The sequence below is a fragment of the Janthinobacterium darwini genome, from assembly GCF_051380905.1.
Taxonomy (GTDB): Bacteria; Pseudomonadota; Gammaproteobacteria; order Burkholderiales; family Burkholderiaceae_D; genus Janthinobacterium.
In genome coordinates, this window is record NZ_JBNYXX010000001.1 from 2,009,573 (window position 1) to 2,033,787 (window position 24,215).

At 65.1% G+C, this 24,215-nt stretch carries 25 protein-coding genes; 10 read left to right on the forward strand and 15 right to left on the reverse strand.

Translation table 11 applies throughout. The features are described from left to right. The first annotated feature begins 14 nt into the window (after window positions 1-14). Entirely contained in the window at window positions 15-425 is a 411-nt protein-coding gene (locus tag ACQ4WZ_RS09355; protein WP_436573210.1) for a Rossmann-fold NAD(P)-binding domain-containing protein, read from the forward strand. 300 nt (window positions 426-725) lie between these two features. On the opposite strand, the gene ACQ4WZ_RS09360 is transcribed toward ACQ4WZ_RS09355, so the two are convergent. The 5 genes from ACQ4WZ_RS09360 to ACQ4WZ_RS09380 are packed head-to-tail and all read right to left on the reverse strand — an operon-like array spanning window position 726 to window position 2,438. After that, on the reverse strand, window positions 726-1,166 hold the full coding sequence (locus ACQ4WZ_RS09360; protein WP_133991560.1) for an SUKH-3 domain-containing protein: 441 nt from the start codon (window positions 1,164-1,166) through the stop codon (window positions 726-728). Between the two features lie 8 nt (window positions 1,167-1,174). Beyond that, window positions 1,175-1,369 carry a GNAT family N-acetyltransferase gene (locus ACQ4WZ_RS09365; RefSeq protein ID WP_436573211.1) on the reverse strand — a complete coding sequence of 65 codons (195 nt, stop codon included), beginning with the start codon at window positions 1,367-1,369 and terminating at the stop codon, window positions 1,175-1,177. Between the two features lie 24 nt (window positions 1,370-1,393). Then, window positions 1,394-1,729 (reverse strand): hypothetical protein, encoded by a 336-nt coding sequence (locus ACQ4WZ_RS09370; protein WP_436573212.1) that lies wholly within the window; start codon window positions 1,727-1,729, stop codon window positions 1,394-1,396. Next, the gene (locus ACQ4WZ_RS09375) at window positions 1,726-2,208 is read right to left on the reverse strand and encodes a MepB family protein (RefSeq protein ID WP_133991562.1); all 483 of its coding nucleotides are present in this window, start codon (window positions 2,206-2,208) and stop codon (window positions 1,726-1,728) included. The genes ACQ4WZ_RS09370 and ACQ4WZ_RS09375 overlap by 4 nt, the downstream gene beginning before the upstream one ends. After that, complete coding sequence (locus ACQ4WZ_RS09380; protein WP_101481232.1) at window positions 2,205-2,438, reverse strand: hypothetical protein; 234 nt, start codon at window positions 2,436-2,438, stop codon at window positions 2,205-2,207. The genes ACQ4WZ_RS09375 and ACQ4WZ_RS09380 overlap by 4 nt, the downstream gene beginning before the upstream one ends. 134 nt (window positions 2,439-2,572) lie before the next feature. Here ACQ4WZ_RS09380 and ACQ4WZ_RS09385 point away from each other — a divergent pair, with 134 nt between their 5' ends. Next, a complete protein-coding gene (locus tag ACQ4WZ_RS09385) occupies window positions 2,573-2,935 on the forward strand; it encodes a TfoX/Sxy family protein (RefSeq protein WP_133991564.1) in 363 nt (120 codons plus the stop codon). Here ACQ4WZ_RS09385 and ACQ4WZ_RS09390 read toward each other — a convergent pair. The 6 genes from ACQ4WZ_RS09390 to ACQ4WZ_RS09415 all read right to left on the reverse strand — a co-directional run bounded on the left by ACQ4WZ_RS09390 (window position 2,924) and on the right by ACQ4WZ_RS09415 (window position 11,441). Next, window positions 2,924-3,928, reverse strand: a complete 1,005-nt coding sequence (locus ACQ4WZ_RS09390; RefSeq protein ID WP_101481231.1) for a 2-hydroxyacid dehydrogenase — start codon at window positions 3,926-3,928, stop codon at window positions 2,924-2,926. The two genes, ACQ4WZ_RS09385 and ACQ4WZ_RS09390, sit on opposite strands and share 12 nt — an antisense overlap. A gap of 87 nt (window positions 3,929-4,015) precedes the next feature. Then, window positions 4,016-5,209, reverse strand: a complete 1,194-nt coding sequence (locus ACQ4WZ_RS09395) for a hypothetical protein (protein ID WP_436573213.1) — start codon at window positions 5,207-5,209, stop codon at window positions 4,016-4,018. A 2-nt stretch (window positions 5,210-5,211) separates the two neighbouring features. Further along, window positions 5,212-6,765: an MBOAT family O-acyltransferase gene (locus ACQ4WZ_RS09400; RefSeq protein ID WP_436573214.1), complete on the reverse strand. Its 1,554-nt coding sequence runs from the start codon at window positions 6,763-6,765 to the stop codon at window positions 5,212-5,214. Beyond that, complete coding sequence (locus tag ACQ4WZ_RS09405; protein ID WP_436573215.1) at window positions 6,755-7,828, reverse strand: glycosyltransferase family 4 protein; 1,074 nt, start codon at window positions 7,826-7,828, stop codon at window positions 6,755-6,757. The genes ACQ4WZ_RS09400 and ACQ4WZ_RS09405 overlap by 11 nt, the downstream gene beginning before the upstream one ends. Before the next feature lie 37 nt (window positions 7,829-7,865). Next, entirely contained in the window at window positions 7,866-9,335 is a 1,470-nt protein-coding gene (locus ACQ4WZ_RS09410; RefSeq protein ID WP_436573216.1) for a lipopolysaccharide biosynthesis protein, read from the reverse strand. Between the two features lie 15 nt (window positions 9,336-9,350). Beyond that, entirely contained in the window at window positions 9,351-11,441 is a 2,091-nt protein-coding gene (locus ACQ4WZ_RS09415; RefSeq protein ID WP_436573217.1) for a glycosyltransferase, read from the reverse strand. A gap of 146 nt (window positions 11,442-11,587) precedes the next feature. Here ACQ4WZ_RS09415 and ACQ4WZ_RS09420 point away from each other — a divergent pair, with 146 nt between their 5' ends. Beyond that, window positions 11,588-12,886 (forward strand): putative O-glycosylation ligase, exosortase A system-associated, encoded by a 1,299-nt coding sequence (locus ACQ4WZ_RS09420; RefSeq protein WP_101481225.1) that lies wholly within the window; start codon window positions 11,588-11,590, stop codon window positions 12,884-12,886. Next, window positions 12,883-13,818 (forward strand): polysaccharide deacetylase family protein, encoded by a 936-nt coding sequence (locus ACQ4WZ_RS09425; RefSeq protein ID WP_436573218.1) that lies wholly within the window; start codon window positions 12,883-12,885, stop codon window positions 13,816-13,818. The genes ACQ4WZ_RS09420 and ACQ4WZ_RS09425 overlap by 4 nt, the downstream gene beginning before the upstream one ends. On the opposite strand, the gene ACQ4WZ_RS09430 is transcribed toward ACQ4WZ_RS09425, so the two are convergent. The 3 genes from ACQ4WZ_RS09430 to ACQ4WZ_RS09440 are packed head-to-tail and all read right to left on the reverse strand — an operon-like array spanning window position 13,727 to window position 18,551. Continuing rightward, a complete protein-coding gene (locus tag ACQ4WZ_RS09430) occupies window positions 13,727-15,658 on the reverse strand; it encodes an asparagine synthetase B family protein (RefSeq protein WP_436573219.1) in 1,932 nt (643 codons plus the stop codon). The two genes, ACQ4WZ_RS09425 and ACQ4WZ_RS09430, sit on opposite strands and share 92 nt — an antisense overlap. Continuing rightward, window positions 15,655-16,935 carry a pyridoxal-dependent decarboxylase, exosortase A system-associated gene (locus tag ACQ4WZ_RS09435; protein WP_436573875.1) on the reverse strand — a complete coding sequence of 427 codons (1,281 nt, stop codon included), beginning with the start codon at window positions 16,933-16,935 and terminating at the stop codon, window positions 15,655-15,657. Before ACQ4WZ_RS09435 ends, ACQ4WZ_RS09430 begins: the two co-directional genes overlap by 4 nt. Window positions 16,936-16,946: 11 nt before the next feature. After that, complete coding sequence (locus ACQ4WZ_RS09440; protein WP_436573220.1) at window positions 16,947-18,551, reverse strand: acyl-CoA ligase (AMP-forming), exosortase A system-associated; 1,605 nt, start codon at window positions 18,549-18,551, stop codon at window positions 16,947-16,949. A 186-nt stretch (window positions 18,552-18,737) separates the two neighbouring features. Here ACQ4WZ_RS09440 and ACQ4WZ_RS09445 point away from each other — a divergent pair, with 186 nt between their 5' ends. Genes ACQ4WZ_RS09445 through ACQ4WZ_RS09470 form a run of 6 tightly spaced genes read left to right on the forward strand, consistent with a single transcriptional unit; the run spans window position 18,738 to window position 23,490 of the window. Further along, the gene (locus ACQ4WZ_RS09445; protein WP_436573221.1) at window positions 18,738-19,517 is read left to right on the forward strand and encodes a hypothetical protein; all 780 of its coding nucleotides are present in this window, start codon (window positions 18,738-18,740) and stop codon (window positions 19,515-19,517) included. Next, a complete protein-coding gene (locus tag ACQ4WZ_RS09450) occupies window positions 19,496-19,741 on the forward strand; it encodes an acyl carrier protein (protein ID WP_436573222.1) in 246 nt (81 codons plus the stop codon). Before ACQ4WZ_RS09445 ends, ACQ4WZ_RS09450 begins: the two co-directional genes overlap by 22 nt. Beyond that, window positions 19,738-20,595, forward strand: coding sequence for a hydrolase 2, exosortase A system-associated (locus tag ACQ4WZ_RS09455; protein ID WP_436573223.1), 858 nt, complete (start codon window positions 19,738-19,740; stop codon window positions 20,593-20,595). The genes ACQ4WZ_RS09450 and ACQ4WZ_RS09455 overlap by 4 nt, the downstream gene beginning before the upstream one ends. Then, window positions 20,592-21,479, forward strand: coding sequence for a hydrolase 1, exosortase A system-associated (locus ACQ4WZ_RS09460; RefSeq protein WP_436573224.1), 888 nt, complete (start codon window positions 20,592-20,594; stop codon window positions 21,477-21,479). The genes ACQ4WZ_RS09455 and ACQ4WZ_RS09460 overlap by 4 nt, the downstream gene beginning before the upstream one ends. After that, a complete protein-coding gene (locus ACQ4WZ_RS09465; RefSeq protein WP_436573225.1) occupies window positions 21,473-22,777 on the forward strand; it encodes a glycosyltransferase in 1,305 nt (434 codons plus the stop codon). The genes ACQ4WZ_RS09460 and ACQ4WZ_RS09465 overlap by 7 nt, the downstream gene beginning before the upstream one ends. Further along, window positions 22,774-23,490 carry a tetratricopeptide repeat protein gene (locus ACQ4WZ_RS09470; protein ID WP_436573226.1) on the forward strand — a complete coding sequence of 239 codons (717 nt, stop codon included), beginning with the start codon at window positions 22,774-22,776 and terminating at the stop codon, window positions 23,488-23,490. The genes ACQ4WZ_RS09465 and ACQ4WZ_RS09470 overlap by 4 nt, the downstream gene beginning before the upstream one ends. On the opposite strand, the gene ACQ4WZ_RS09475 is transcribed toward ACQ4WZ_RS09470, so the two are convergent. Next, window positions 23,477-24,214, reverse strand: coding sequence for a hypothetical protein (locus tag ACQ4WZ_RS09475; RefSeq protein WP_436573227.1), 738 nt, complete (start codon window positions 24,212-24,214; stop codon window positions 23,477-23,479). The genes ACQ4WZ_RS09470 and ACQ4WZ_RS09475 overlap by 14 nt on opposite strands. Window position 24,215 lies beyond the last annotated feature (1 nt).

A 24,215-nucleotide genomic window follows, 5' to 3' on the forward strand; every position in this document is an offset into this window, starting at 1 on the left:
ATCATCGAAACTCAATGTTGAGACTTTTCATTCAAAATAGTCGGCAAGAGACTGATTTTATTGCCGATTTGATTGATATCGCAGGCAATGAAAGATTTGTCACGGGCGGCAATTTACCACGAGACAAGGCGATGGGCCGGCACGCTTCACGGGGCCATCTCTTTTTTATAAGCGCGCCGTGTTTCTTTCGTCAGAGAAAGCCTGTAACTTTCATCATGGCACCGTGCCATGATGAAAGTGGAAATGAAGACGAAGTCGACTACGAACTGACGACGCGCCACGCGCCATTCAAAGGCACCGTAGTATCGCGCAGGAGCGTGGCAGACCTGATCGCCAGCATCATCGACGCACCAGACTTGCACCGGCACGCCAACCTGGGTGTGAACAAACCGAACACAGACGGGGACAAGCCGTATTTCATGTAGCTAGTTCAAGCGAAGGCGCACAGCAACGGTAGCTGCGCGCAGAGGGATAAAATCGCATTTGCGATTGGGGAATTGGCAAAATGGGGCTTTTCTCAGATCTATACATAACTTCGCATAATTTATATTATGTAAAATCACTAAAGGAGTGCAGAATCAAAGCATTACATTCGCCCCTGTTCCCGGATGGCCGTTTGCCCAGGCGCGCAATGGGTTTGGTCAGCAAAACTCGGCGCCCACAGGAGGCGCTACCCTACCCGCAGGCAAAGTCGGTCTTTTTAATCAGCGGCGAACGGTGCGATCTTAGAACTGGTACGCGTCTTTTGACATTGTGGAACCGTAGGAAAAGCCCCAAAGCAAACGACGCATCAGCTCTCCGAAATTCTGCGGCCCTTGGTATAGCTGACCGTCAGGATCGGTAAATACATAAAATGTCCCATCAGTGCCGACAGACAAGATCATGTGGTCATGGTGGGCCGAGGCAAATGCGACAACCTCACCAATTTGTTCTGCCCAAGCTTGAAACAAACCGCAACGAGGACACTCGTAGAAGCGCACGTCGCTCGATGCCATTTCTGTTCCTAAGCCACAGGTACCTACAGTCAAACCTCCGAACTCATCAACTATTTGATTGGCGATGGCATAGGCAGACGCTGGAGGCCTGCCTAGAGGTGCTTGGCTCTTCGGTCCCTTCCAGCCTGCTTCTCGAAAGACGGGCTCTATTAGCTTTGGTATTTCCAACATGGTCAGTTTCAGTGCTCGTCGCCTGCATAGATCCACATGGGCTCTGTTTTCCCGGCGCGAACGAAACCCACGGACTTGTAGAAGTCGATGGCCTTGCCGTCTGCTGTCAGCATTTGCTGGTGAAACCCCGCATATTTTTCAAGCATGGCAGCCATCATCCTTCTGCCGACACCTAGTCCTTGCGACATCGGATCGACGAGCATATGCGGGAAATAGACAACCAGATATCAATCGGAAATGGCATTGCCGATGCCAATTAACTTTCCAGCTGCGCGGGCCGTAACCAGGCTGTGGGAATTGCGCAGCGCGGCCATCAGTTCTTTTGGTTTTTCTGCAGACGACCAGTTATTGGCCTTGTAGATGTCAATAACTTCCTGCTCAGTGATCACGTCATTCATTGAAATTTGCATCGACACGACTTTCTTTTTTTGGCGACGCTTACCTTCCCCATTGAAAGGATCAAGCGTTTCGATAACTTTAGGACTTGGTATGCGACATAATATTGATGAGCTGCCGAAAGAGTTGCGCACGACATCTTTTGGGGCAACGATCGAAAAAATCAAAATTCACCCTGAACCTTTCCGCTCCTGCATAGTTGCTCCAGCCCTTGCTGATCCCCGGCCGCTACAAAACACTCGACCTGCCAGCGCTGGGTGCGCTGGGCCTGGATGGATGCGGGCGCGCACCACGGCGGATAGACGCGCAGCGCGCGCTTGCCGCCGCTGCACGCGCGCGACATCACGCCCCGTTCCAGGAGCACGGCGCGGGAAAAGACAAAGAAGCCGTGCTGCGCCCCGTCGCCCACGGCGATGATGACGACATCGACGGGGTCCGCTTCATCCAGCGGGGCGATCTCGGCATCGGGATGGGGGCGCTTCCAGACGGTGACGAACTGGCCGGTTTTCGTCGGCGTGGTTTTCGCCACGCGCAAGACCAGCCGCTTGCCGTGCAGCTCGGCGCGGCAGGCGCCGTAGTCCGCGCTTTCCGCTTCCGGCACTGGCGCTTGCCGCAAACCCAGGAAAGCCCATGGACTGGCCTTCATTGCGCGCTGAACTCGGCCGCGGCCTTGGCCGCCCACAGCGCCTCGGCGTAGCTGGCGAACGGGCTGTCATAGCCGTCGACCGTGCCGTGTTCGTCGACAAAATACAGCCACCAGCCGTCGCCCTGCTCGCGGATGGCTGTCTGGCCCGGCGCGCAGTGGTCTGCCACGTCCTGGGTCGATGCGAGGGTGGCGATGGAAATGCCGCGGTGAGTGATCAGGTGGGGAGTCATGGAAAAATAAACAGTGCTCAATAAATAATGGCGATAGTGTAGCCGCGCCGGCCGCCCGCTGGCCAGAGCGCCGCCGAAAAAGGCCGCTGGGCTAAATAGCTTGCGCTACACTGGCCGCTCAAATGGAGGACAACATGGCATCACAGCAAGGCACGGTGGATTTTTTGCTCGACCAGCTGGCGGGCGCAGGCAACATCCATGCGAAAAAAATGTTTGGCGAATATGGCCTGTATTGCGACGGCAAGATGTTCGCCATCGTCGCCGACGACCAGCTGTTCATCAAGCCGACGGACGCAGGCCGCGCCTGGATCAGCGCGCAAGGCACGCTGCAGGAAGCGCCGCCCTACCCGCAAGCCAAGCCATACTTTTTGATCGATGGCGGGCTATGGGACGAGCGCGACTGGCTGAGCCAGCTGGCGCGGCGCACGGCGGACGCCTTGCCGCTGCCCAAACCCAAGCCGCCGCCCAAGCCCAGAAAACCGGCTTCAGCCAGCTAATACGCTGTTTTCGCAAACTTTGCCCTGCAGGAAGCATTGCAGGTTGTGATAGGTGATGGCGGCGATCTCGCGCAGCGCTTCGATCGTGAAGAAGCCCTGGTGGCCCGTCACCAGCACGTTCGGGAACGTCATCAGGCGCTGGAAGATGTCGTCGTCGATGATGTCGGACGAACGGTCCTGGAAGAACAGATTGCTCTCCTGCTCGTACACGTCGATGGCCAGGGAACCCAGTTGGCGCGATTTCAGCGCTTCGATGACGGCGCCCGTGTCGATCAGGCCGCCACGCGAGGTGTTCACCAGCATGGCGCCCTTCTTCATCAGCGGCAACGTTGCTTCGCTGATCATGTGGCGCGTGCTTTCCATCAAGGGGCAATGCAGGGAAACGATGTCGGATTCGGCCAGCAACTGCGGCAATTCCACCATTGTGCCCAGTTCTGCGAACGCGGGCGCCGGATACGGGTCGTGGCCCAGGACCTTACAGCCGAAACCCTTGAAAATGCGCGCCGTGGCCAGGCCGATCTTGCCCGTGCCGACGATACCCACTGTCTTGCCATGCAAGGTGGCACCCAGCAAGCCATCGAGCGAGAAATTGCCTTCGCGCACGCGGGCGTAGGCGCGGTGCGTGTGGCGGTTCAGGGTCTGCACCAGGGCCAGCGTGTATTCGGCCACGGCTTCCGGCGAATACGCGGGCACGCGGGCGACAAAAAAGCCCAGGCGCTTCGCCGCTTCCAGGTCGAGGTTGTTGTAGCCGGCGCAGCGCAGCAGGATGGCGCGCACGCCGTAGCCGTGCAGGGATTCCAGCACTTGCGCGTCGAGCACGTCGTTGACGAAGACGCAGACGGCGTCCACGCCTTGCGCCAGGACCACGGTTTCCTCGCTCAGCAAGGCGCTGTGGAAGACCAGTTCGATGCCGGCAGAGTCGGGCTGGGACGGCAAGGCTTCGTCAAAGAAGCGGCGGTCGTAGGGTTGGCTGGCAAAGAAGGCGATTTTCATGGGGAGTCCTGGAACTTGCTGAATGGCAAAACATTATCATAACGCAAGCGCCCTGCCCCACGGCGTACGCCTGGCACCGGCTTCCGCCTATTTGGGCTCGCGGGGCAAGGTCAAGGCATGGCGCAGGTACGCTGTCTCGTCCGCATGTTGCGCATGGTAGCGCTCGCGCGCGGCGCGCATGGCCGCCTGGTGGGCGGCGATGCCGGTTTCCGTCAGCTCCACGCCAAAGTCCGCCGGCGGCTGTGGCGCGCCGCCGAACAGGCGCGCCAGGATGTAGCGGCCCACATTGTCGCGGTAGTGCGACGCTTCCCAGTAATAGCGCATCGCGCGCGCCCCCGTCACCTGCGGGATCGGCTCGCTGGTGATGCTGTTGAAACCTGAAAAATCGTACAGACGCACGTCACAGCCCTGGCGCCGATAGCGCCCGGCCATCCACGCCAGGTCGCGCTGCCACTGCTGCATGGCGTCCCACTTGCCGCGCCAGTACAGGGCGTCGAGCGTGAGCGCATGCGTGGGATTGATGTACAGGCGCAAGCGCGTGCCGCCCCGGCACAGCTTGCCGACGCTTGTATCGAAAGCTTGCAGCGCGGGCGCCGTCGGACCCAGGCCGTCGCCGAATTCCTGCAGGCGTGGCGTGAACGCGCGCGCCGTGCCGGCCCAGCCGTGATTGCGGCTGGTGATGCAAGCCTGGTCGCGCTGGCCATGCAGGGCCAGGCTGGACAGGCAGGCGCCGTCGTAGCTGCCGCTAAGGATGCGCCAGGTGTCGCGCGTCATGTCCAGGCTCAGGCCGCGCTTGATGTTGAGCAAGGCGCGCCGCGCGAAAAACGCGGGGCCGCCCTCCGTCAGGCCCGGTTCCACCCCGGCCGAACCCAGCTCCAGGGAAAACGAGGGCGCGTCGATGCCCCAGACCATGGTGTCGACATGGCTGACCCTGGCCGCGTGCTCGGCCAGCAAGATGGCGTCGCCGATGGAGGCACCCGACACGGCGCTGTTGAAGACACTCTTGCCCGCGAATAAAGTACGCATGCTGCTCGTCGGCAAGCCCATTTCCGTGCGCGAATTGCCGATGTAGACGACGGCGGGCCGGTAGCGCGCCACGGCATACGTCTTGCCCCACACGGCCAGCTTTTCAGACGTGGGACGCAGGCGCTGCACCAGGGGCGTGTCCCACTGGTGCAGCAAGTAGGGATCGACACGGTAATTCACGGCGGAAACGAGGACCAGCGCGGCCAGCACGCAGGCAAGGAAGATGGCGAGGTAATGGCGGGCGTTGGTATCCATGCTCAGAACTGGAAGTAGAGAAATTCGGTGACCCGGTTCATGCCAAAGATGCAGGCGACGAACAACCCGGCACAACCCACGCTCCAGCGGCGCGTGGGCCGCCAACTGAAGGCCCAGCGTCCTGCGGGTTGAAATATTCTTTCAATGGCAGGCTCGTAGAGAAAGAAAATTTCTTGCGTATTGGGTGCCTTGAAAGCGAGCAGCATGGCGCACAGCAGCACGGGCAAGCCCGGTCCCGCCAGTTCGATCCAGCGGATGCCGTCGAAGGCCGGATGCAATCCCCACTGCGCCAGGCTGGCCGCGTGACTCACCAGGCCGCGCGGCAGGCTCACGCCGTTCGCCCCCACCAGGGCGCCCGCGATATCCCAGGCCGTGGCCACATCGGGCGCGCGGAAAAATATCCAGGCCAGCATCACGGCAAGAAAGGTCAGGATGGCCGGCCAGCAACGAGACCGGGCCGCGCCAAAGACCCGCTGCCATGCCTGCTGCAACACCAGGTACAGGCCGTGCAAGCCGCCCCAGATGACGAAGGTCCAGCCGGCGCCATGCCACAGTCCGCCCAGCAGCATGGTCAGCATCAGGTTGCGGTAGCGCATGGCGACACCACACCGGCTACCGCCCAGGGGAATGTACAGATAGTCGCGCAGGAAACGCGACAGTGTCATGTGCCAGCGGCGCCAGAAGTCGGCGATATTGGCCGCCTTGTACGGCGAGTTGAAGTTCAGCGGCAATTTCACGCCAAACAGGCGCGACAGGCCAATGGCCATGTCCGAATAGCCGGAAAAGTCGAAATACAGCTGGAAAGTATAGGCCAGCACGCCGATCCACGCTTCGATCAGAGCGGGTGTGGCACCGGCCGCAAAGACAGGGATGGCCAGCGGCGACAGATTGTCGGCGATCAGCACCTTTTTTGCCAGTCCGATGGTGAAAATCGACAGGCCGATGGCGAAATTGGCGGCGCGCGGATGGGCATTGGCCGGGTCGGCAAACTGCGGCATCATGTCGCGGTGATGCAGCACGGGGCCGGCGATCAAATGGGGGAAATAGCTGACGAACAGCACGTAATGAATGAAATGGTACTCGCGCACCTCGCCCCGGTAGCAATCGACGAGAAAGGCGATCTGCGTGAAAGTAAAGAACGAGATGCCGATCGGCAGGATGATGGCCAGGCCAGGCCACGGCAGGCTGCCAGCGCCAGCACGAGCACCAGCAAGCTCGGCGATGGCGTTCACGCTATCGATGAAGAAATTTGCATATTTGTAGTACGCAAGCAAACCCAGGTTCAGCGCCAGGGCCGCCACCAGCACACGCTTGCGGGCCGCGCCCGCGCTGGCCCCCAGCAAGCGCCCGGCACCATAATTGACGCAAATGGAGACCAGCAGCAGCGGCAGATAGCGCACGTCCCACCATGCATAGAAAAACAGCGAGGCGAGCGCCAGCCACACGGCTGGCGCCAGGCGCCAACTGGCGCAGGACGCCCGGCGGTCCAGCAGAAAATAGCCGGCCAGCACGATGGGTAGATAAGCGAACAGGAAGGCAAAGGAATTAAACAGCATGTTGCCTCCTGGCAGGCAAGGACTGGACCTGGTAGTAACAATCGGCAATCCGGGCCGCCACCCTTTCCCACGTAAAACGTTCCACCAGCGCCCGCACGCGGCAGCGCTCGGGCGGCAGCGCCAGCAATGCGAGGATGGCCTGGCGCTGCGCGGGGCCATCGTTCCAGGCCACCTTGCGCAGCGCGAACGCAGAATCGGGCAGGTCCAGCGCGCTTTGCGCCGTCATGACAACGGGTGTGCCGGTCGCCAGCGCTTCGAGCACGCTCAAGGGAAACACTTCGCCCTGGCTGGGCAAGGCTGCCACAGCCGCCGCATGGTAGGCGCTGGCCAGCAGCGGGTCGGCGTGATCGAGCGCGCCCAGCCATCTGACATGCGGCAAATCCAGCAACTGCTGCAGATACACTTGCTGTTCGCGGGGCACCGCGCCGATCAGCACCAGGGGCAAGCCGGCCCCGACCAGCGCCTGGGCCAGCCCAAGCTGATTCTTGTACGGTGAAATGCTGGCCACCATTAACACGAATGGCCCGGCGATACCCGTTTCGCGCAGAAAAAAATCGCCATTCGCCGTGAAGAAATGCGGGTTGATCCCATTCGGCAAGACGCGAATGGCGTCGTCCTGCATGCCGAAACCTTGCACGATGGCGTCGCGCTCGGCCTCGCCCAGCGCGATCACCACGTCGGCCAGCTGCAAGGCGCGCCGCGTCTGTGCATAGCTCGTTTGCACCATCCATGCCGTCAGGCGCCCGGCCAACCGGTCGGCCAGCCGCGCGCGCCAGGCACTGGCACGGCTCCAGCCCGGCGACAGCAAGGGGGACAGCACCACGGGCACACCTTGCTCGCTGGCCGTTTCCATGATGCGGTAAGTGCCATTGCTGGCTGAAAACACGTGCAGCACGTCGAAATCGGCCAGCCGCTGGTGGTTGGCGTCGACCAGTTGCACGTCAAGCGTGCGCGCCGCCCGCTGGGGCAGCAGCTTCAGTGCGGCAATGGTTTCACGTACCTGTAACTGCAAGCCGCCGTCGCGCTGGAACAGCATCGGGTAGGACAAGATACCAACACGCATGGTCATCCTTTCGTGCGCCCGCGCCACTGTCAACGGCTCAGTGCCGTGATTTGACAGCCAGCCAACGGCCAAGCAGCTGACGCTGCAACAACAGGAATTCGCCGGCAAGCTCATGCTTCAACAGGAAAAGACCGGCCAGCCAGCACAGCAAGGAGAGCAGCGCAGTGCCCGTCAGCGCCAGCAACGCCGGTGTATCAAGCGGCAGCCACAGCAGCGCAGCGACGGGCGCCATGCCGCTGATGCCGCATAACAGCAGGCTTTTGCGCACGGCCCGCGCCAAAATGCGCCAGTCCAGAGCGCTCAAGCGCCGCAGGCAGCCATACACCAGGCAGCTGCGCAGCACATTGCCGAGCACCACGGCCCAGGCCACCGCCACCAGGCCGAACGGCGCCGCGGCCAGCAGCAGCGCCACTTTGATTACGCCAGCGCAGGCATCGAGCCGCACCTGTGCAGGCAACTGGCCCGTCGCCACCAACAGATAACGGGCCATGCTGAACATGCTATACACGGCCGAAGACAGGCACATGATGCGGATCAAGGGCACACAGGCTAGCCATTGCGTGCCATACAACACCTTGACCAGGGGCAAAGCCATGCAGGCAAGGAAGAAAAAGAAGGGCCAGGCCAGTGACGTCATGTAGCTGATCGTGCGCAAATACACGATTTCCGCCCCGCCCTGCCCCCCTTCTCCGCGAGCACGGGCCGCAAACAGGGGAAACACCACGGGAGAAATGGCGCTGGTAATGGCCTGGTTAAAGAGATTGAGCACGCTTTGCGCCTTGCCGAACAGGGCCAGGCTTTCAATGCCGATCAGCTTGCCAATGATGAGGTCCGGCGCCGCCACCCCAGCCTCGTCGACCAGGCTGCCACCCGTCGCATACGCGCCAAAACGGGCGATGGCACCCATGCCGCGCCGGCCCGGCAGCCACGGCAGCTCGCCAGGCCGCACCAGCAGGCTCACCAGCAGCGAAGCCCAGGAACCGGCCAACGCCGCCCACACCATGCTCATGTAACTGTAGCCATGCAGCGCCAGCAGCACGGCCACCAGCAGGTTGACCACGCTATTGGCCGCGTTGATGGCGTAGATGGCGCGAAAACGCAATTGCCGGCGCAGCATGGGGAGTGTCAAGGCACTCAACGGTATCAAGAGGAAATTGACCGACAGTAGGCGCAGCACGAGGGTCAGCCGGGGTTCGCCATAGAACTGCGCCAGCGGCGCGCTGGCCAGCAGCACCAGGCCCGCCAGCAGCCAGGCAACGAGCAGGCTGGTCGCCAGCGCGGCCCGCAGTTTCGCGGTATCGAGCTGCTTTTCCTGGATCAGGTATTGCCCTACCCCGAAATCGCGCACCACTTGCGCCAGCGCCACCAGCACGGCGCCCAGCGAATACACGCCCACCTCGGCCGGCGTAAGCAGGCGCGACAGCACCATGGTGGCGATGATGCCCAGCAGCAGCACCGTATATTTTTCGGCGAAGGAAAAGAAAAACGAATGGCGGGTGGCACTCATGCGGGCCGCCCGCGTCTACACGAGGCCTGCATAGAACTGGCGCAACTGGCGTTCCAGGCGTGGCATCGAGTAGCGCTGCACGGTTTCCTCGCGCGCCAGCCGTCCCATGCGGGCGCGCCGGGGGGCATCCAGCAGCAGCTTTGCGATGGCCGCGCAGGCGGCGTTATCGTCGTCGAGCGGCAGCAGCAGCCCCCCTGCGCTATCGTGCAGGATATCGTGGGTGCCCGGCACATCCGTCCCCACGGCCGGCACGCCGCAGGCCATGGCTTCGATGGTGGCGATGCCAAAGCCTTCATTTTTACTCAGCAGCACATGCAGGTCGAAGGCAGGCATCAGCAACTCGATGCGCTGCTGGAAGCCGGCAAACACCACGCGCTCCTGCACGCCCGTCTGTTGCACCTGCCGCCGCAACATGGCTTCCAGCGGCCCCGTGCCCACCAGCACCAGATGTAACTGGGGAAACTGCGGCGCCAGGCGGGCGAACAGGGCCAGCAGCGCTTGCGGACGCTTTTGCGTAGATAATCTGGCCACGCAACCGAGCACCAGAGCATCGGGCGGCAGCCCGAGTTGCTTGCGCGCCAGCACTTTCCGTTCGGGCGAGACAATAAAAGTGTCCGTATCGACGCCATTGGGAATGACGGCCAGCCGCGTTTGCGGCGGCAGCATGTCGCGGTACAGGTCGAGGAAGTGACGCATGGCCGAGTCCGACACGGCATATACGCCTTTGACGCTGTGGAATGCTTCCTGCAAGCGGGGCCGCTGCCAGTCGCTGAAGGCTTCCAGAGGAAAGGCATTGTGCACGCTGATCACGGCCGGCAAACGGCATTGCCGGGCCAGCCAGAGGATGGAAGCGCCATAACTGGTCCAGCAAAACGCCACGTGGACGAGGTCGGGCCGCAGCCGCCGCAGCCGCCAGGCGCCCGAGACCCTGGCGCGCAGCTGATTCCAGCGGCGCCACGCCCAGTGTTCGAGAAACAAGGGCGGTTCATACACGCACACCTGCAGATGCTGCGCGCGCAAGCCCCGCACCCAGGCTTGAAAACCGGGAAAGCGGCGCAGCGCCAGCACGCTGTCATAGCCGCTCGCACCCAGTACTTTCGCCTCTTGCGCCATGCGCAGCTCCATGCCGCCCAGTTCGCCCGAATAACTGCTGATGACGATGCGCGGCAGCCGCTTGCGTCGCCCCCGCCACGCTTCATGGAAGAAGCCCCGCAGCCAGGCACGTTCCCACTGGCGCAGGAACAGGTCGGCGCGGTCGCGCCGCAGCCAGGCCCGCGCGGCGCCGAGGGAATCGCGCAGGTATCTGCCCAGCATCCAGCGGGGCACGCCAAGCAGCTCCACGCTGGGCGCAAAGGTCGCCAGCCGGCACTGGCCCCGTCCGAACAGCATGGCGCGGCGCAGTATCCAGTGGCGCTGCACTTGCGCGGCGCGGATGATGTGCGCCACTCTGGCCAGCGGACAGAACCAGGAAGGGTTGCCGGCCGCATGCATCTCCAGGTTGAGGCGGGTTTCACTGCCCATGGCGTAATTGCTCCCTTGCGGGCCGATGCTTTCGTCATAGCGGGCGCCCGCCTCGAAGATGCGGCGGCGAATCGCCATGTTGGCGCCCCACACCAGGCCCGGATAGACGGGCGCGTCGCGCAGGTCGGGGCTGGTGATGCCCCATGTCAAACCGACAGGAGTCAGGCGCAGCAGCCAGTCCGCCGGTGGCTCCCGCCAGGCGGGCACGATGGCGCCGCCAAACAGGGCATAGCCGGGGTGATCACGCGCGCTGTCCTGCAAGCGGCACAGCCAGTCGGGCGCGGGCATGGCGTCGTCGTCGCCAAAGACGAACAGCTCGCTGCCATCGCCGCCCTGGCGCAAGGCGTGCTCGACGGCCCCGTTCAGGGCGGGACTGCGGCCGCGCCGCGCCACGTAGACCGAACTCAAGGGCAAGCGCCCGCAGAAGGCGGCGATCACCTGCGCCGTCGCGTCCGTGCTGCCATTGTCGGCGATGATCAGGCGCCAGCCACCCACGGGCGGGCGCAGCGCCATGTAGGCGCGCAATACCTGGGGCAAGGTGCCGGCGCCATTGTAGGTCGCCATGAGAACGGTCAACAAGGACATGCCTCCCTGGTCTTACCATGACAAAACTGATCCGCAGTTTCAGCAGCGCTGAACAGGTTTAATCCAGTCTACCGAGCTTGCCCGCCAGCCCGTTGACAGGCATCAAGACCTTGCCAAGCCGGGCAAAAACAGGAGCGTCCCCATTCATGCGCGACATACTGATTACCATCATCATTCTGGGTTCGCTGCCCTTCATCCTGAAGTCACCGGCCATCGGCGGCCTGATGTGGGTCTGGGTCAGCGTGATGAATCCCCACACGCAAGCGTGGGGCTTTGCCACCCATTTGCCATTCGCCTTCATCATCGCCATCGCCACCATGCTCAGCCTGATGATGACGCGCTCGCCGAAAAGCCTGCCGCTCACGCCCGTCAGCGTGCTGCTGCTGCTGTTCGTCGGGTGGATGAATGTCACGGCGCCGTTCGCCCTGCTGCCCGACGCGTCGTGGGTGCAGTGGAACAAGGTCATGAAGATCATGCTGATGAGCTTTGTGATCATGATGGTGATACGCACGCGGCGGGACATCGTGCGCCTCGTGTGGGTGCTGGTGGGCTCCATCGGCTATTACGGCGTGAAAGGCGGTATCTTCACCCTCCGCAGCGGCGGTACGGAACGGGTCTGGGGGCCGGAAGAAACGTTTATCGGGGATAACAATGCGCTGGCCCTGGCCCTGATCATCATCATTCCCCTCATGTATTATTTGCAGCAAAACACGGGCAAGCGCTGGGTGCGCCACGGCTTGTCGGCGGCGATGCTGCTGTCGGCGCTGGCCGCGCTGGGCTCGTACTCACGCGGTGGCCTGCTGGCCATTGCCGCCATGGGCTTGTTCATGTGGCTGAAAAGCGACCGCAAGCTGGTGCTGGGCGCGCTGCTCGGTGCAGTCGCTCCTCTGCTGCTGGCTTTCATGCCCGAGCGCTGGGCCGAACGCATGGACACCATCAACACGTATCAGGATGACGTGTCCGCCATGGGCCGCCTGAATGCCTGGCGCATGGCCTGGAACCTGGCGCGCGACCGTTTTCCTGGAGGTGGCTTCGATGTATCCGACGCCGCCATCTTTGCCCGCTACGCGCCCAACCCCATGGACGTGCATGCCGCGCACAGCATCTACTTCCAGGCGCTGGGCGAACACGGCTTCGTCGGCTTGTTCATTTACCTGGCGTTGGGCGTCGCCACCTGGCGCACAGCTGCCGCCATCATCCGCCGCACGCGGGGCAAGCCGGAACTGCGCTGGGCACACGGCCTGGCCACCATGAGCCAGGCCAGCCTGATCGGCTTTGCCGTGGGCGGCGCCTTCCTCAGCCTGCTGTATTTCGACATGCCGTATTACCTGATGGCCGCCCTGATCGCCACGCGCATCATCGTCGAGCAGCAGGCACCCATCCTCACCCCCGACGCCACCGCCCGCCAGGCCAAGGCCCGGGCCGCCATCGCGGAGCAGCCATGACGGCCAGCCTGAGCATTTTGATTTACCACCGCGTGCTGGCGCGGCCCGATCCCCTGTTTCCCGGCGAAGTCGATGCGCGCTTGTTCGAGCGCCAGCTGCGTCTGTTGAAACGCTTTTATGCGCCGCTGCCCCTGGCCGTGGCCGTGCAGCGGCTGCAGGATGGCAACCTGGCGCCGCGCGCCGCCTGCATCACATTTGACGACGGCTACGCGGACAATGCGCAAGTCGCCCTGCCGCTGCTGCAGCGCCATGGCTTGCACGCCACGTTTTTTATCGCCACGGGCTACCTGGACGGCGGACAGATGTGGAACGACACGGTGATCGATGCCGTGCGCCATGCGCCCGGTCCCGTGCTCGATTTGCGAGGCCTCGGTCTGGACTGCCTGTCCGTCGCCAGCCTGGCGCAGCGGCAAGCGGCCATCGCCACCTTGCTCGGGCAGCTCAAGTACCTGCCGTTCGCCCAACGCCAGCAGCTGGCCATGCACATCCGCCACCAAGCGGGCGCCACGCCCGGACCGCCCGCCATGCTGAGCACGGCGCAGCTGCGCCAGCTGCACGGGGCCGGCATGGGCCTGGGCGCGCACACGGCGAGCCACCCTATCCTGTCCACCATGCCGGAGCGGGAGGCGCGGCTGGACATCGCCAAGGGCAAGCATCAGCTGGAAGACTTGATCCAGGCGCCCGTCACCCTGTTTGCTTATCCGAACGGCAAGGCCGGGCGCGACTATGGCGCGCCGCACGTGGCAATGGTCCGTAACCTCGGTTTCAAAGCGGCCGTGGCCACGGACTGGGGCGTGGCGCGCCCCGGCGCGGGGCTGGATCTGCTGCAGCTGCCCCGCTTTACGCCGTGGGATCGAGGACGGCTGGCATTTCTGTGGCGCTTGCGGCAAAACCGCCGGCAAGCGCACCCAGCGCGCCCGGATGCTGGCTGAGCCATTGTTCCAGCATCAGCAGCAGCCACACCATGGTGCCGTGATAGGCCGGGTGCTCCGCCAGCAGCCGCCCTTTTAAATCGTCGATGAAGGCGGGCCGCACGATGCCGCGCCCCCGCAGCTGCGTCAGGTTATCAAAGGCAAATTCGCGCAGCGGCGCGTGGCTGTGCAGCCATAAGCCGAAGGGCAAGCCGAAGCCGTGCTTTTTCTTGCGCACGATGGCCGGCGGCAGGATGTCCGCCAGCGCCCGCTTGAAGAAGGGCCGCAACTGCCTGCCGTCGAGCTTGTCGCGCGGCGCCAGGCGCGAAGCGAACGCTACCATCGCATCGTGCAGGAAGGGAAAGGCCGCTTCCACGCCGGCCAGCTCGCAGGCCTTGCGCACCTTGAACAGGTCGTTGTCGGCCAGGGTAAAGCGCATGTCCAGCGCCAGCAACTCATTGATCTGGCTCAAGCCCTGGCCTTGCCGCTCCCAATAGGCGACGTTCACGCAGCCAGGTGCCATGCCCGGGACGATGGTGTCTATAAAACCCGCTTCCAGCACCGTGCCATGGCCATGGCGCAGCAGCAGGTTATAGCTGTCTAGGCGGGCCGGCAACGGCAGGCTCGCTTGCTCGATGTAGCGGCGCGCCTTGTCGCCCAGTCGCCACGGCTTGCCCGCGCGTACACGGAACAGCAGCGGCTCGATGATGGCCTGGCGCAGCATGACGGGCAAGCGCCCGTACTGCGACAGCAAGGCCTGGTGCGCATAGCGTTCATTGCCGCCAAACAATTCATCGCCGCCATCGCCGCCCAACAAACGTCTCACGCCATCCTCGCGCGCCATCTGCGCGCAGTAAAAGGCGGGAATGGCCGAGGCATTGCCGAAAGGCTGGTCGAAGACGGCCGCCATGGCAGGAATCGCGGCCAGCACGTCGTTTGGTGTCACGTAGCGCTCGTGGTGGATGCTGCCCGCATGACTGGCGGCCAGGCGCGCATACGCCATTTCGTCATAGCCGGGCGCATCAAAACCGATGGAATACGTGCGCGCGGGCCGGCCCGTCACCTGGCCCATGATGGCGGCCAGGGTGGAACTGTCCGTGCCGCCACTGAGAAATGCGCCGGTGTCCGCGCCATCCGCCCCCAGGCTGCTTTCCACGGCCAGGCGCAGCAAGCGCAGGAATTCCTGCTTGTTGCCGGCAAAGCTGGCCCGCGCGTGCGCCGCGCCTGGTTCCTGGAAGGCCAGCTGCCAATAGCGGCCCTTGCATGGCTTGCCGCCCCGCACATGCAGGTACTCGCCCGGCAGCAAGCGCTGCTGGCCCAGGTAAGCCGTGGCCGGGCCAGGCACCATGTGGAAGAACAGATAGTGATACAGGGCTTGGGGATCGAGCGCGCCCCGCACGCTCGGATGGGCCAGCAAGGCGTCGTGCGAGGAGGCAAAGAACAGGCCTTGCGCATTACTCGCATAGCTGAGCGGATGCATGCCGGCACGGTCCACGGCCAGCAGGGCCGAGCCGGAAAAAGCATCGAGGATGGCCAGCGAAAAGGGGCCGGACAGGCAGGCGCAGGCGCCCACGCCCCGGCTCAGCCACAGGGATGCGAGGCGGCCCGCCACGTCGTCTGCCGAGCCGTCGAGCACGGGCCGCCCCCAGATGGCCACTTGCAAACCATCCTGCTGATATACATGGCGGCTGCCATCGATGGCGGCCACGGCCACGCTGCCCACGTCACTTGCGCTGGTGGCCAGGGGAGCGCCATCGAAACGCGACAGGGGCGCGGCCATGCTCGCCAAGGTGGCCCGCGCCGCGCCATCGGCTGCCGCAACGCTGCCCGCCGCCGCCAGCCAACCGCACAGGCCGCTCATACGAGCACCTCGGCCGGCAAAGGATGGCCGAGGAAGGCCGTCGGACTGGCCGTCAAGCCATATGCGCCCGACTGGAACACCACCACCAGGTCGCCCTCCTCGGCGCGCGTCATCTCCATCTGGTCGGCCAACAAGTCCAGCGGTGTGCACAACGGGCCCACGACGGACGCCACTTCGCGCGCCCCGCCCTGCAGGCGGCTACCGATGGCGACCGGATAATTCTTGCGGATCAGCTGGCCGAAATTGCCGGAAGCGGCCAGATGATGGTGCAAACCCCCATCCGTGACGAGAAACACTTGCCCATGCGACAGCTTGCGTTCGATCACCTTGCACACATAAACACCGGCCTCGGCCACCAGATAGCGCCCCAATTCCAGGTTCAGGCGCGCCCCGGGTGCCGCCTCGGCCAGGATGGCGAGCTGCCGCTGCAGGCCGTCCGCCACGGGCGCCAACTCGAGTGCCTGCTCGCCGGGAAAATATGGCACGCCAAAGCCGCCGCCGATATTCAGGGTACGCAAGGGCGACGGCGCGCTGTCGGCCAGTTGCAGGGCCAGTTGCACGCTGAGCGCCTGCGCTTCAGCCAGGGCCGCCGCCGACAGGTTTTGCGAGCCCGCATACAGGTGAAAGCCGTGGAAATCCAGGCCCAGCTGGCCGATGCGGCCCAGCAGCGCGGGCACCAGGGCCGCATCGACGCCAAACGGCTGCGCCCCGCCGCCCATGCGCATGCCCGTGCGGCGCAAGGCGAAATCGGGATTCACGCGCACGGCCACTCTGGCCGTCACGCCCAGCCGTTCACTGGCCAGCGCCACCCTTTCCAGCTGGGCGCCAGATTCCACGTTGATCAGCACGCCAGCCGCCACAGCCCGCGCCAGTTCCCCATCGCTCTTGCCCGGCCCTGCAAAACTGATGCGTTCGACCGCCATGGTCGTATCGAGCGCGGTCGACAGTTCGCCGCCCGATGCCACGTCGATGCCATCGACCAGACCGGCCAGCCACTGCACCACGGCCGGCATGGGATTGGCCTTCATCGCGTAATGCACGTGCACGCCAGCGGGCAAGACAGCGCGCAGTTCCGCCACGCGACGCGTGATGTGCGCGCGGTCATACGCATAGAACGGTGTGCTGCCCACGCGCTGTGCCAGGCGGCGCAAAGGCATGCCGCCAACGTGCAGCATGTCACCCGCAACGGCGAACTGGCGCAGGGGCGCGTGCGACGGCAGCTCCAGCCTATCGGGGCTTTCCGCGCTATCGGGGCGGCTCAAATGGGCGTCTTTCATGGCGGGACCATTCATGCCGCGTCTCCTGATTGGACCGCACCCGCGCGCGCCAGTTCCCTGGCCAGCAAGGGACGGTCGATCTTGCCGTTCGGATTGCGCGGCAGCACGCCGTCGCGGATTTCCACCCACAGCGGCACCATATAACTGGGCAGGCGCGCGCGGCAGGCGGCCAGCACGCTCTCGCGCAGCAATGCGACGCCCGGCGCGGGCGTGACGAGCAAGGCGATAGCCTGGCCCAGCACGGCATGGGGCAGGCCCAGCGCGGCAGCCTCCCCCACGAGCCCGCTCGCATACGCGACTTTCTCGATCTCGGCCGGGCTGACACGGTAGCCGGACGTCTTGATCATGTCGTCGCTACGGCCCACGAAATACAGATAGCCGTCCGCATCGCGGCGCACGGTGTCGCCCGACCAGACGGCCAGTTCCGGCAGCACCAGGCCGCTAGCCTGCGGCGGCAGCGGCTTGAAGCGCGCGGCCGTACGCGCCGCATCGTTCCAGTAGCCAAGCGCCACCAGCGCGCCACGGTGCACGAGCTCACCCGGCTCGTCGGCGTCGCACAGGCTGCCATCGGGGCGCAGCACCAGCACTTCCGCGTTGGGAATCGCTTGCCCGATGGAATCGGGACGCCGCTCCAGCTGTTCCGGCGCCAGATAGGTGGAGCGGAACGCTTCCGTCAAGCCATACATCAGGTAGACCTGGGTGCGCGGTAGCGCATGGCGCAGACGGTCGAGCGTGGATCTCTGCATCACGCCGCCCGAATTGGTGATGTAGCGCAAGGGCGTGGACAGGGGCCAGCTCAGCTGAGACAACTGCACCCACAGGGGCGGCACGGCGGCCAATCCCGTGATGGCCTCCTGCTCCACGGCTTCGACGATGTCGCGCAGCAGCAGGTAATTCATCAGCACGGCGCAGGCGCCGCTGGCAAACGCCGTCGTCAGCTGGCTCAGGCCATAGTCAAAACTGAGCGGCAGGACGCACAAAATCCGGTCTTGCGACGTATTGCGCAGGTAGGACGACACGCTGAGCGCGCCCGCCAGCATGTTCCGGTGCGACAGCACCACGCCTTTCGGCAGCCCCGTGCTGCCCGAGGTGTACAGGATGGCGGCCATGTCCGTGTCGATCACCGTATGCCACAGGGGTTCGGGCGCGGGCGCGCCGCCCGCGGGTACGCCATTCCACGGCAGCAGCCGTACGCCGTCCAGGCTGCTTTGCGGCGGTAGTTCGCCCGTCAGCAGCACCGTCCGCAAGTCCGGGCAGGCGGCCAGCGCGGGGCCCAGCTGCGCCAGGCGTTCGCGCGACGTGACGAGGATGACCACGTTGCAATCGGCCAGGATATACGCTACCTGGTCCGGCTTGAGCAGCGGATTGACGGGCACGAACACGCCGCCGGCAGCCGCCGCGCCAAACATGGCGCTGACGTTTTCCGGGCGTTTTTCCAGGTACACGGCCACGCGCGCGCCGCGCTGCAAGCCCAGGGTCAGCAAAGTGCTTGCGCCATCGCGCACGGATTGCGCCAGCGCTGCATAGCTGATTTCCTCGCCCTGCCACGACAGCGCCGGCGCATGGGGCGCGCGCTGCGCCGCGTCGAAGATCAGATCGTGTATCAGTGTCGCCATCGTTTCGCCCCCGGGTTGCCATGATTGCCATGCATTCCCCTATGATTCAGACAAACGGCCACAGCGGTCTTGATTTTGATCAATTATCAGTTTCAGCAACACAGCTTGAGCCGGCGCAAGACCGCCGCTGGCCGCTGCGTTCTAATGAATAGCGTTGGCTGCAAAGCCGTCCCATCCTTGAGCGCCATGGCCAGCTTCGTCCATTTCCTCCATTCCCCCCGCCTGCAACGGCTTGCCGCCAGCCTTCGCCAGCTGGGCTGGTGCGACAGCGCCTGGCTGGCCCTGGCGCGGCTGCTGGCGATGGTGCCGGGCGGGCGCTGCGCGCTGCACCGCTACCAGTTCGTGGCGCAAGCCGTGGCGCCCGGCTCGCTGTGCCGCGGGCGCGGCCAGTCGATCACCGTCACGCCCTGCCTGGCGGAGGCGGACTTGCCGTCCGGCCCCGAACGCCGTCCCGGCGCGTTGCGCGAGCGCTACCGCCAGGGCGCGCAATGCCTGGTCGCGCGCAGCGCGCAAGACGAGAAGACGGCATGCATGTCCGGCTGGATCTGGCTGCTGCGCCACGGCTGCCAGGAAGACGAGGTGCGCGCCCGCTATGCGCTGGCGTCGGGCCAGTCTTCGTGGGACCTGGACGTGTGGGTGCATCCCGCGCAACGGGGCGGCTTGGTCTTCGCACGCCTGTGGGAAGAAGCCAACGCCGTGCTGTACGCGCAGGGCGTGCGCTGGTCGTGCAGCCGCATTTCGCGTTTCAACCGCGCTTCGCTGGGCGCCCATGCGCGCCTGGGCACGCACGCGCTGGGCACGGCCACGTTCATCCGCTGCGGGCGCTGGCAATGGATGGCCGCCAGCCTGCCGCCGTATCTCTACCTGTCGCGCCGGCCCGACGATATTCCCTGCCTGGCCTTCGATACCAGCCGCCTGCCCCACTACCCATCCCTGGAGCTGACATGCCGCATCTTGAAGCAGTAAAATACATCCTCGACACCACGCTGTGCTTGAACGGGCGCGCGCTGGAAGCCCACACGCCGCTCCTGGGCAGCGTGCCGGAGCTCGATTCGATGGCCGTGATCGGCTTGATCGCTGCGCTGGAAGAGCATTTCGGCATCTTTGTCGCCGACGACGACATTCACGCGCGCCACTTCGCCACTGTCGGCACCCTGCATGATTTCGTGTCTGCACAGCTGCGATCATGAACAGCGCCGCCATCGACGCGCTGCCGCTGCTGCCATTCTTCCTGCCCGCCAGCGGCGGACAGCGCTACTGCCTGCTGCACCTGCCGCCGCCGGGCCGCAGCGCGCGCGGCGGCATCCTCTATGTGCATCCATTTACGGAGGAACTCAATAAAAGTCGCCACGTGGCTGCCGCGCAGGCGCGCGCCTTTGCCTCCTCTGGCTACAGCGTGCTGCAAATCGACCTGTTTGGCTGCGGCGACAGCAGCGGCGACTTCGGCGAGGCGCGCTGGGACATCTGGCACAACGACCTGCACCTGGCTGGCGCGTGGCTGGCGCAGCGGGTCGATGGTCCCTTGACCGTGTGGGGCTTGCGCCTGGGCGCCCTGCTGGCCCTCGATTTCGCCAGCCGCGCGCCGCTGCCCCTGGCGCGTTTGCTGCTCTGGCAACCGGAACTCGATGGACGGCGCAGCATCGACCGCTTCCTGCGCCTGCGCCTGGCCACCAGCATGCTGGCCAGGAGCACGCGGGAAGCGCCCGGCCAGGCGCGCGCCACACTGGCGAAAGGCGAAGCTGTGGAAGTGGCCGGCTACCTGCTGGCGCCCGAGCTGGCGCTGGCCATCGATGGCGTCAGCGCAGCAGCGCTGCTGCCCGCGGTACCTGTCTATTGGCTCAATTACCAGGCACCGGAGCAAACCTGCGCACCAGTGCCGCCGCTGGCGCGCCAGTGGCGCGAACATGGCGCCGCCGTGCATGTGGCCAGCTTCGGCGACGGTCCGTTCTGGCACAGCGGCGAGCTGCTGGCGTGTCCGCAACTGCTGGACGCCACGGGAAAACTGTGCCACGACTGGCTCGGCGAGGAAAGGACGCGGCCATGAAGCGCGACAGCAGTCAGCAGCACCTCGCAGGGTACAGCGTACGCGAGTTGCCCCTGCGCTTTCGCAGCGCGGCCGACGACGCCGAAGCGCCGGCGCGCATGGTCGGCATCCTCAGCCTGCCCGCCGCACCAGGGCCGCGCGGCGTGTTGATCATCACGGGCGGGCCCCAGTACCGGGTGGGCAGCCACCGCCAGTTTGTCTTGCTGGCGCGCGCCCTGGCCGCGCACGGCTGGCCCGTGCTGCGCTTCGACTTGCGCGGCATGGGTGACAGCGAAGGGAGCGCGCGCGATTACCGCGCTGCCGGCCCCGACATCGCGGGCGCGCTCAAGCAATTCTTCGACAGCGTGCCGTCGCTGCGCGAAGTGGCACTATGGGGCTTGTGCGATGGCGCCACGGCCGCCGCCTGCCATGCGCCAAGCGACGCGCGCATCGTCGCACTGATCCTGCTCAACCCGTGGGTACGCAGCAGCATGGGCCTGGCGCGGGCCACCTTGCGCCACTACTATTTGCCACGCCTGCTGCAAGGTGCGTTCTGGCGCAAGCTGGCTGGCGGCGGACTGCAGCTGGGCGCCAGCCTGGCCTCGCTGCGGCAGGTGGCGGCCGCAACGCAGCTGCAGGCAATGCAGCAAGACGATGCGCCCGCGCCGGCCCTGCTGCGGGCGCTGGCGCAATTCCAGGGCAAGGTGCTCCTGATCCTCAGCGGCGACGATCTGGGCGCGCGCGAGTGGCAAGCCCTGCTCGATGGCGATGTGGCGTGGCGCGCCGTCGCCGCGCGCGCGCACTGGACGCAGGCGCAGGTGGCTGGCGCCAACCACACTTTCGCCAGTGGCGCCTGGCGCGGCGAAGTCGAACAACTGTGTGCACGGTGGCTGCAGTCATGGTAGGGATCACGCCGGACGCGGCCCGACCGAACGCGGCCCGACCAAAACGGGTGCTGATGGTGGCCTACCATTTCCCGCCGCTTGCTGGCGGCAGCGGCATCCTGCGCACCCTGGGCTTCGCGCGCCATTTGCCCGACTGCGGCTGGCAGCCGCTGGTGCTCAGCCCCGCGCCGCTCGCGTATGCGCAGCGGGGCGATGCGCAGCTGGCGCGGATCGGCGCGCAAGCGACCGTGCGGCGCACCCTGGCGCTGGATGCGGCGCGCCACCTGGCCATCGCCGGGCGCTATCCGCGCTGCCTGGCGCTGCCCGACCGCTGGATATCCTGGTGGCTGAGCGCCGTGCCGGCCGGCCTGCGCATGATCCGCCAGTACCGCCCCGACGCCATCTGGTCCACGTACCCGATCGCCACGGCGCACCTGATCGCGCTGACCTTGCAAAAACTCAGCGGCCTGCCCTGGGTCGCCGACCAGCGCGACCCCATGCTGGACGACAGCGACCCGCTGGCGCCGTATCCGACCGAACCGCAGCTGCACCGCATGCATGCGTGGATAGAACAGCGCATCGCGGCGCGCAGCGCGGCCATCGTCTGCACCACGCCGGGCGCCATCGACGCGCACCGGCGGCGCTTGGCGCAGGTGGGGCGCGAGCGCTTCCGCCTGATCGAAAATGGCCATGACGATGACGAAGGCGACGCGCCGCCGCACGGGCCGGGCGGCCACCGCAGCCGCTTCCTGCTGCTGCACAGCGGCGTGATCTACCCGTCCGAGCGCGATCCCCAACCGCTGTTCGAGGCCCTGGCCAGGCTGCGCCACGACGGCGTGCTGCAGGCGCATAATTTCCAGCTGGTGCTGCGCGCCACAGGCCACGATGCATGGTTGGCCTGCCTGCTGGCGAAATACGGCATCCGGGACCTGGTGCGCCTGGAACCTTTGCAGCCACACGGTGCGGCTCTGCAGGAAATGCTGGCGGCCGACGGCTTGCTGCTGCTGCAGGCGGCTAATTGCAATGCGCAGATTCCCGCCAAGCTGTATGAATACCTGCGCTGCCGCCGGCCCATCCTGGCGCTGACCGACCTGGCGGGCGACAGCGCGGCCAAGCTGCGCCACTGCGGCATCGACACCATCGGCCGGCTCGATTCCAGCACCGACTGCGCGCGCGCGTTGCTGCGCTTCCTGGAACTGGCGCGCCAGGGACGCGCCCCTCTGGCCAGTCCCAACGCCATCGCCCTGCAATCGCGGCAAGCCCGCAGCAACGCCCTGGCCGACTTGCTGGACCAGGTCAGCCACAGGAGAAGAACATGAAACACCTGATACTTGCCTGCGCCCTCGCCGCCTGCTGCGCCCATACCGGCGCCGCCGACTGCCCGCCCTACGTCAAGCACACGCCGGGCGGCGACTATACGAGCGCGGAAGACCGCTCCGGCCTGTCCGTGGTCGAGAAATTCCATTTTTCGCGCGCCGTGGAAACGCTCACGCAAGGTATGACGGGCAGTCTGGGGGGCGACATCAGCTACACATTGGAGCACTTCGCGAACCACCACCGTGCACTGGCATCCATGGCCAGGCTGGGCTTGCGCCTGAAAAGCGCGCAGCCAGTCGGCGCCCGCTATACGGTCAGCTGCTTTTTCGAACGGGCCATCGCCTTCGCGCCGCACGACGTGACGGCACGCATGGTGTATGGTAACTACCTGCTGGCCATGGGCCAGGATGCGACGGCGCTGGAACAGCTGGAGGCGGCCAGCCGCCTGGCGCCCGACCAGGCCACCATCCAGTACAACCTGGGCCTGATGTATGTCAAAAAGAAGGAATACGACAAGGCCAGCGCGCACGCGCAAAAAGCCTATGCCTTGGGTTTTCCCCTGCCGGGACTGAAGAATAAACTGAAAGCGGCGGGCCAGTGGCGCGATCCGCCGCCGGCCGTCATTCAAGACAAAGAAGCGAAGGCAGCCCCTAAAACGGAAGAAACGCCAGTACCTGCAACTGCCGTGCCGGCCGAAAAAACTAGCGAGGAATGACGGCTGGCCGCTTGGCCACGCTCAAATGCCCCGACGGCGAAGCAGCCAGCGCAGCGGCTAGGTCGCGCCGCGACTGCGCCTTGTCTTCGGCCTCGCTGATGTACGCCAGTTCGGCCGGCTGCAGCACGGTGGCGGTGAGCAGCATCACTTCTCCATATGGCGTGGCGAACAATGGCGGGATGGTGCTTGCCCCCTGAGCCAGCAGCACGCCCACCTGTTCGTTTTCGTCTTCCAGCCCCTCCGGCGCATCCTGCACATCCAGCACCATCGACACGCTGCCGTGGCGCTGCAGCAGCAAATCGATGGAGCCATGATCGGCCACGTTCTGGCTGATTTGATAGATCACGTCGAACAGCCACGAGGCCTGCACCGGATCGCCGTCGAAGGCGGCCAGCGGCGCCTCAATGCACACTTCCAGCAGGTGCCCGCGCGGGACGAAAACGTCGTCGTCATCCTCGAACGGGTCGCTCAAGCCGTCGCTGGCGATAATGACCGAGTCAGGCCGGCGGATCACGCGCCAGGCTTGCCGCAGTGACGGCCAGCGGGGGCCTCCCATGAAGGCGGGATTGACCAGCGGCGCCAGCACGTCGGCGTCCATGGTGCCCAGGGTGGCATAAAAAGCGTCGCGCGCGGCGCAGGCCGCAGCAAGCATCTGCGCGCCCGCTTCCTTGCCGACGACGGCGTCGTCCGGTTGCGGTACTTGCGGGATATCGTTGTCAGGCATG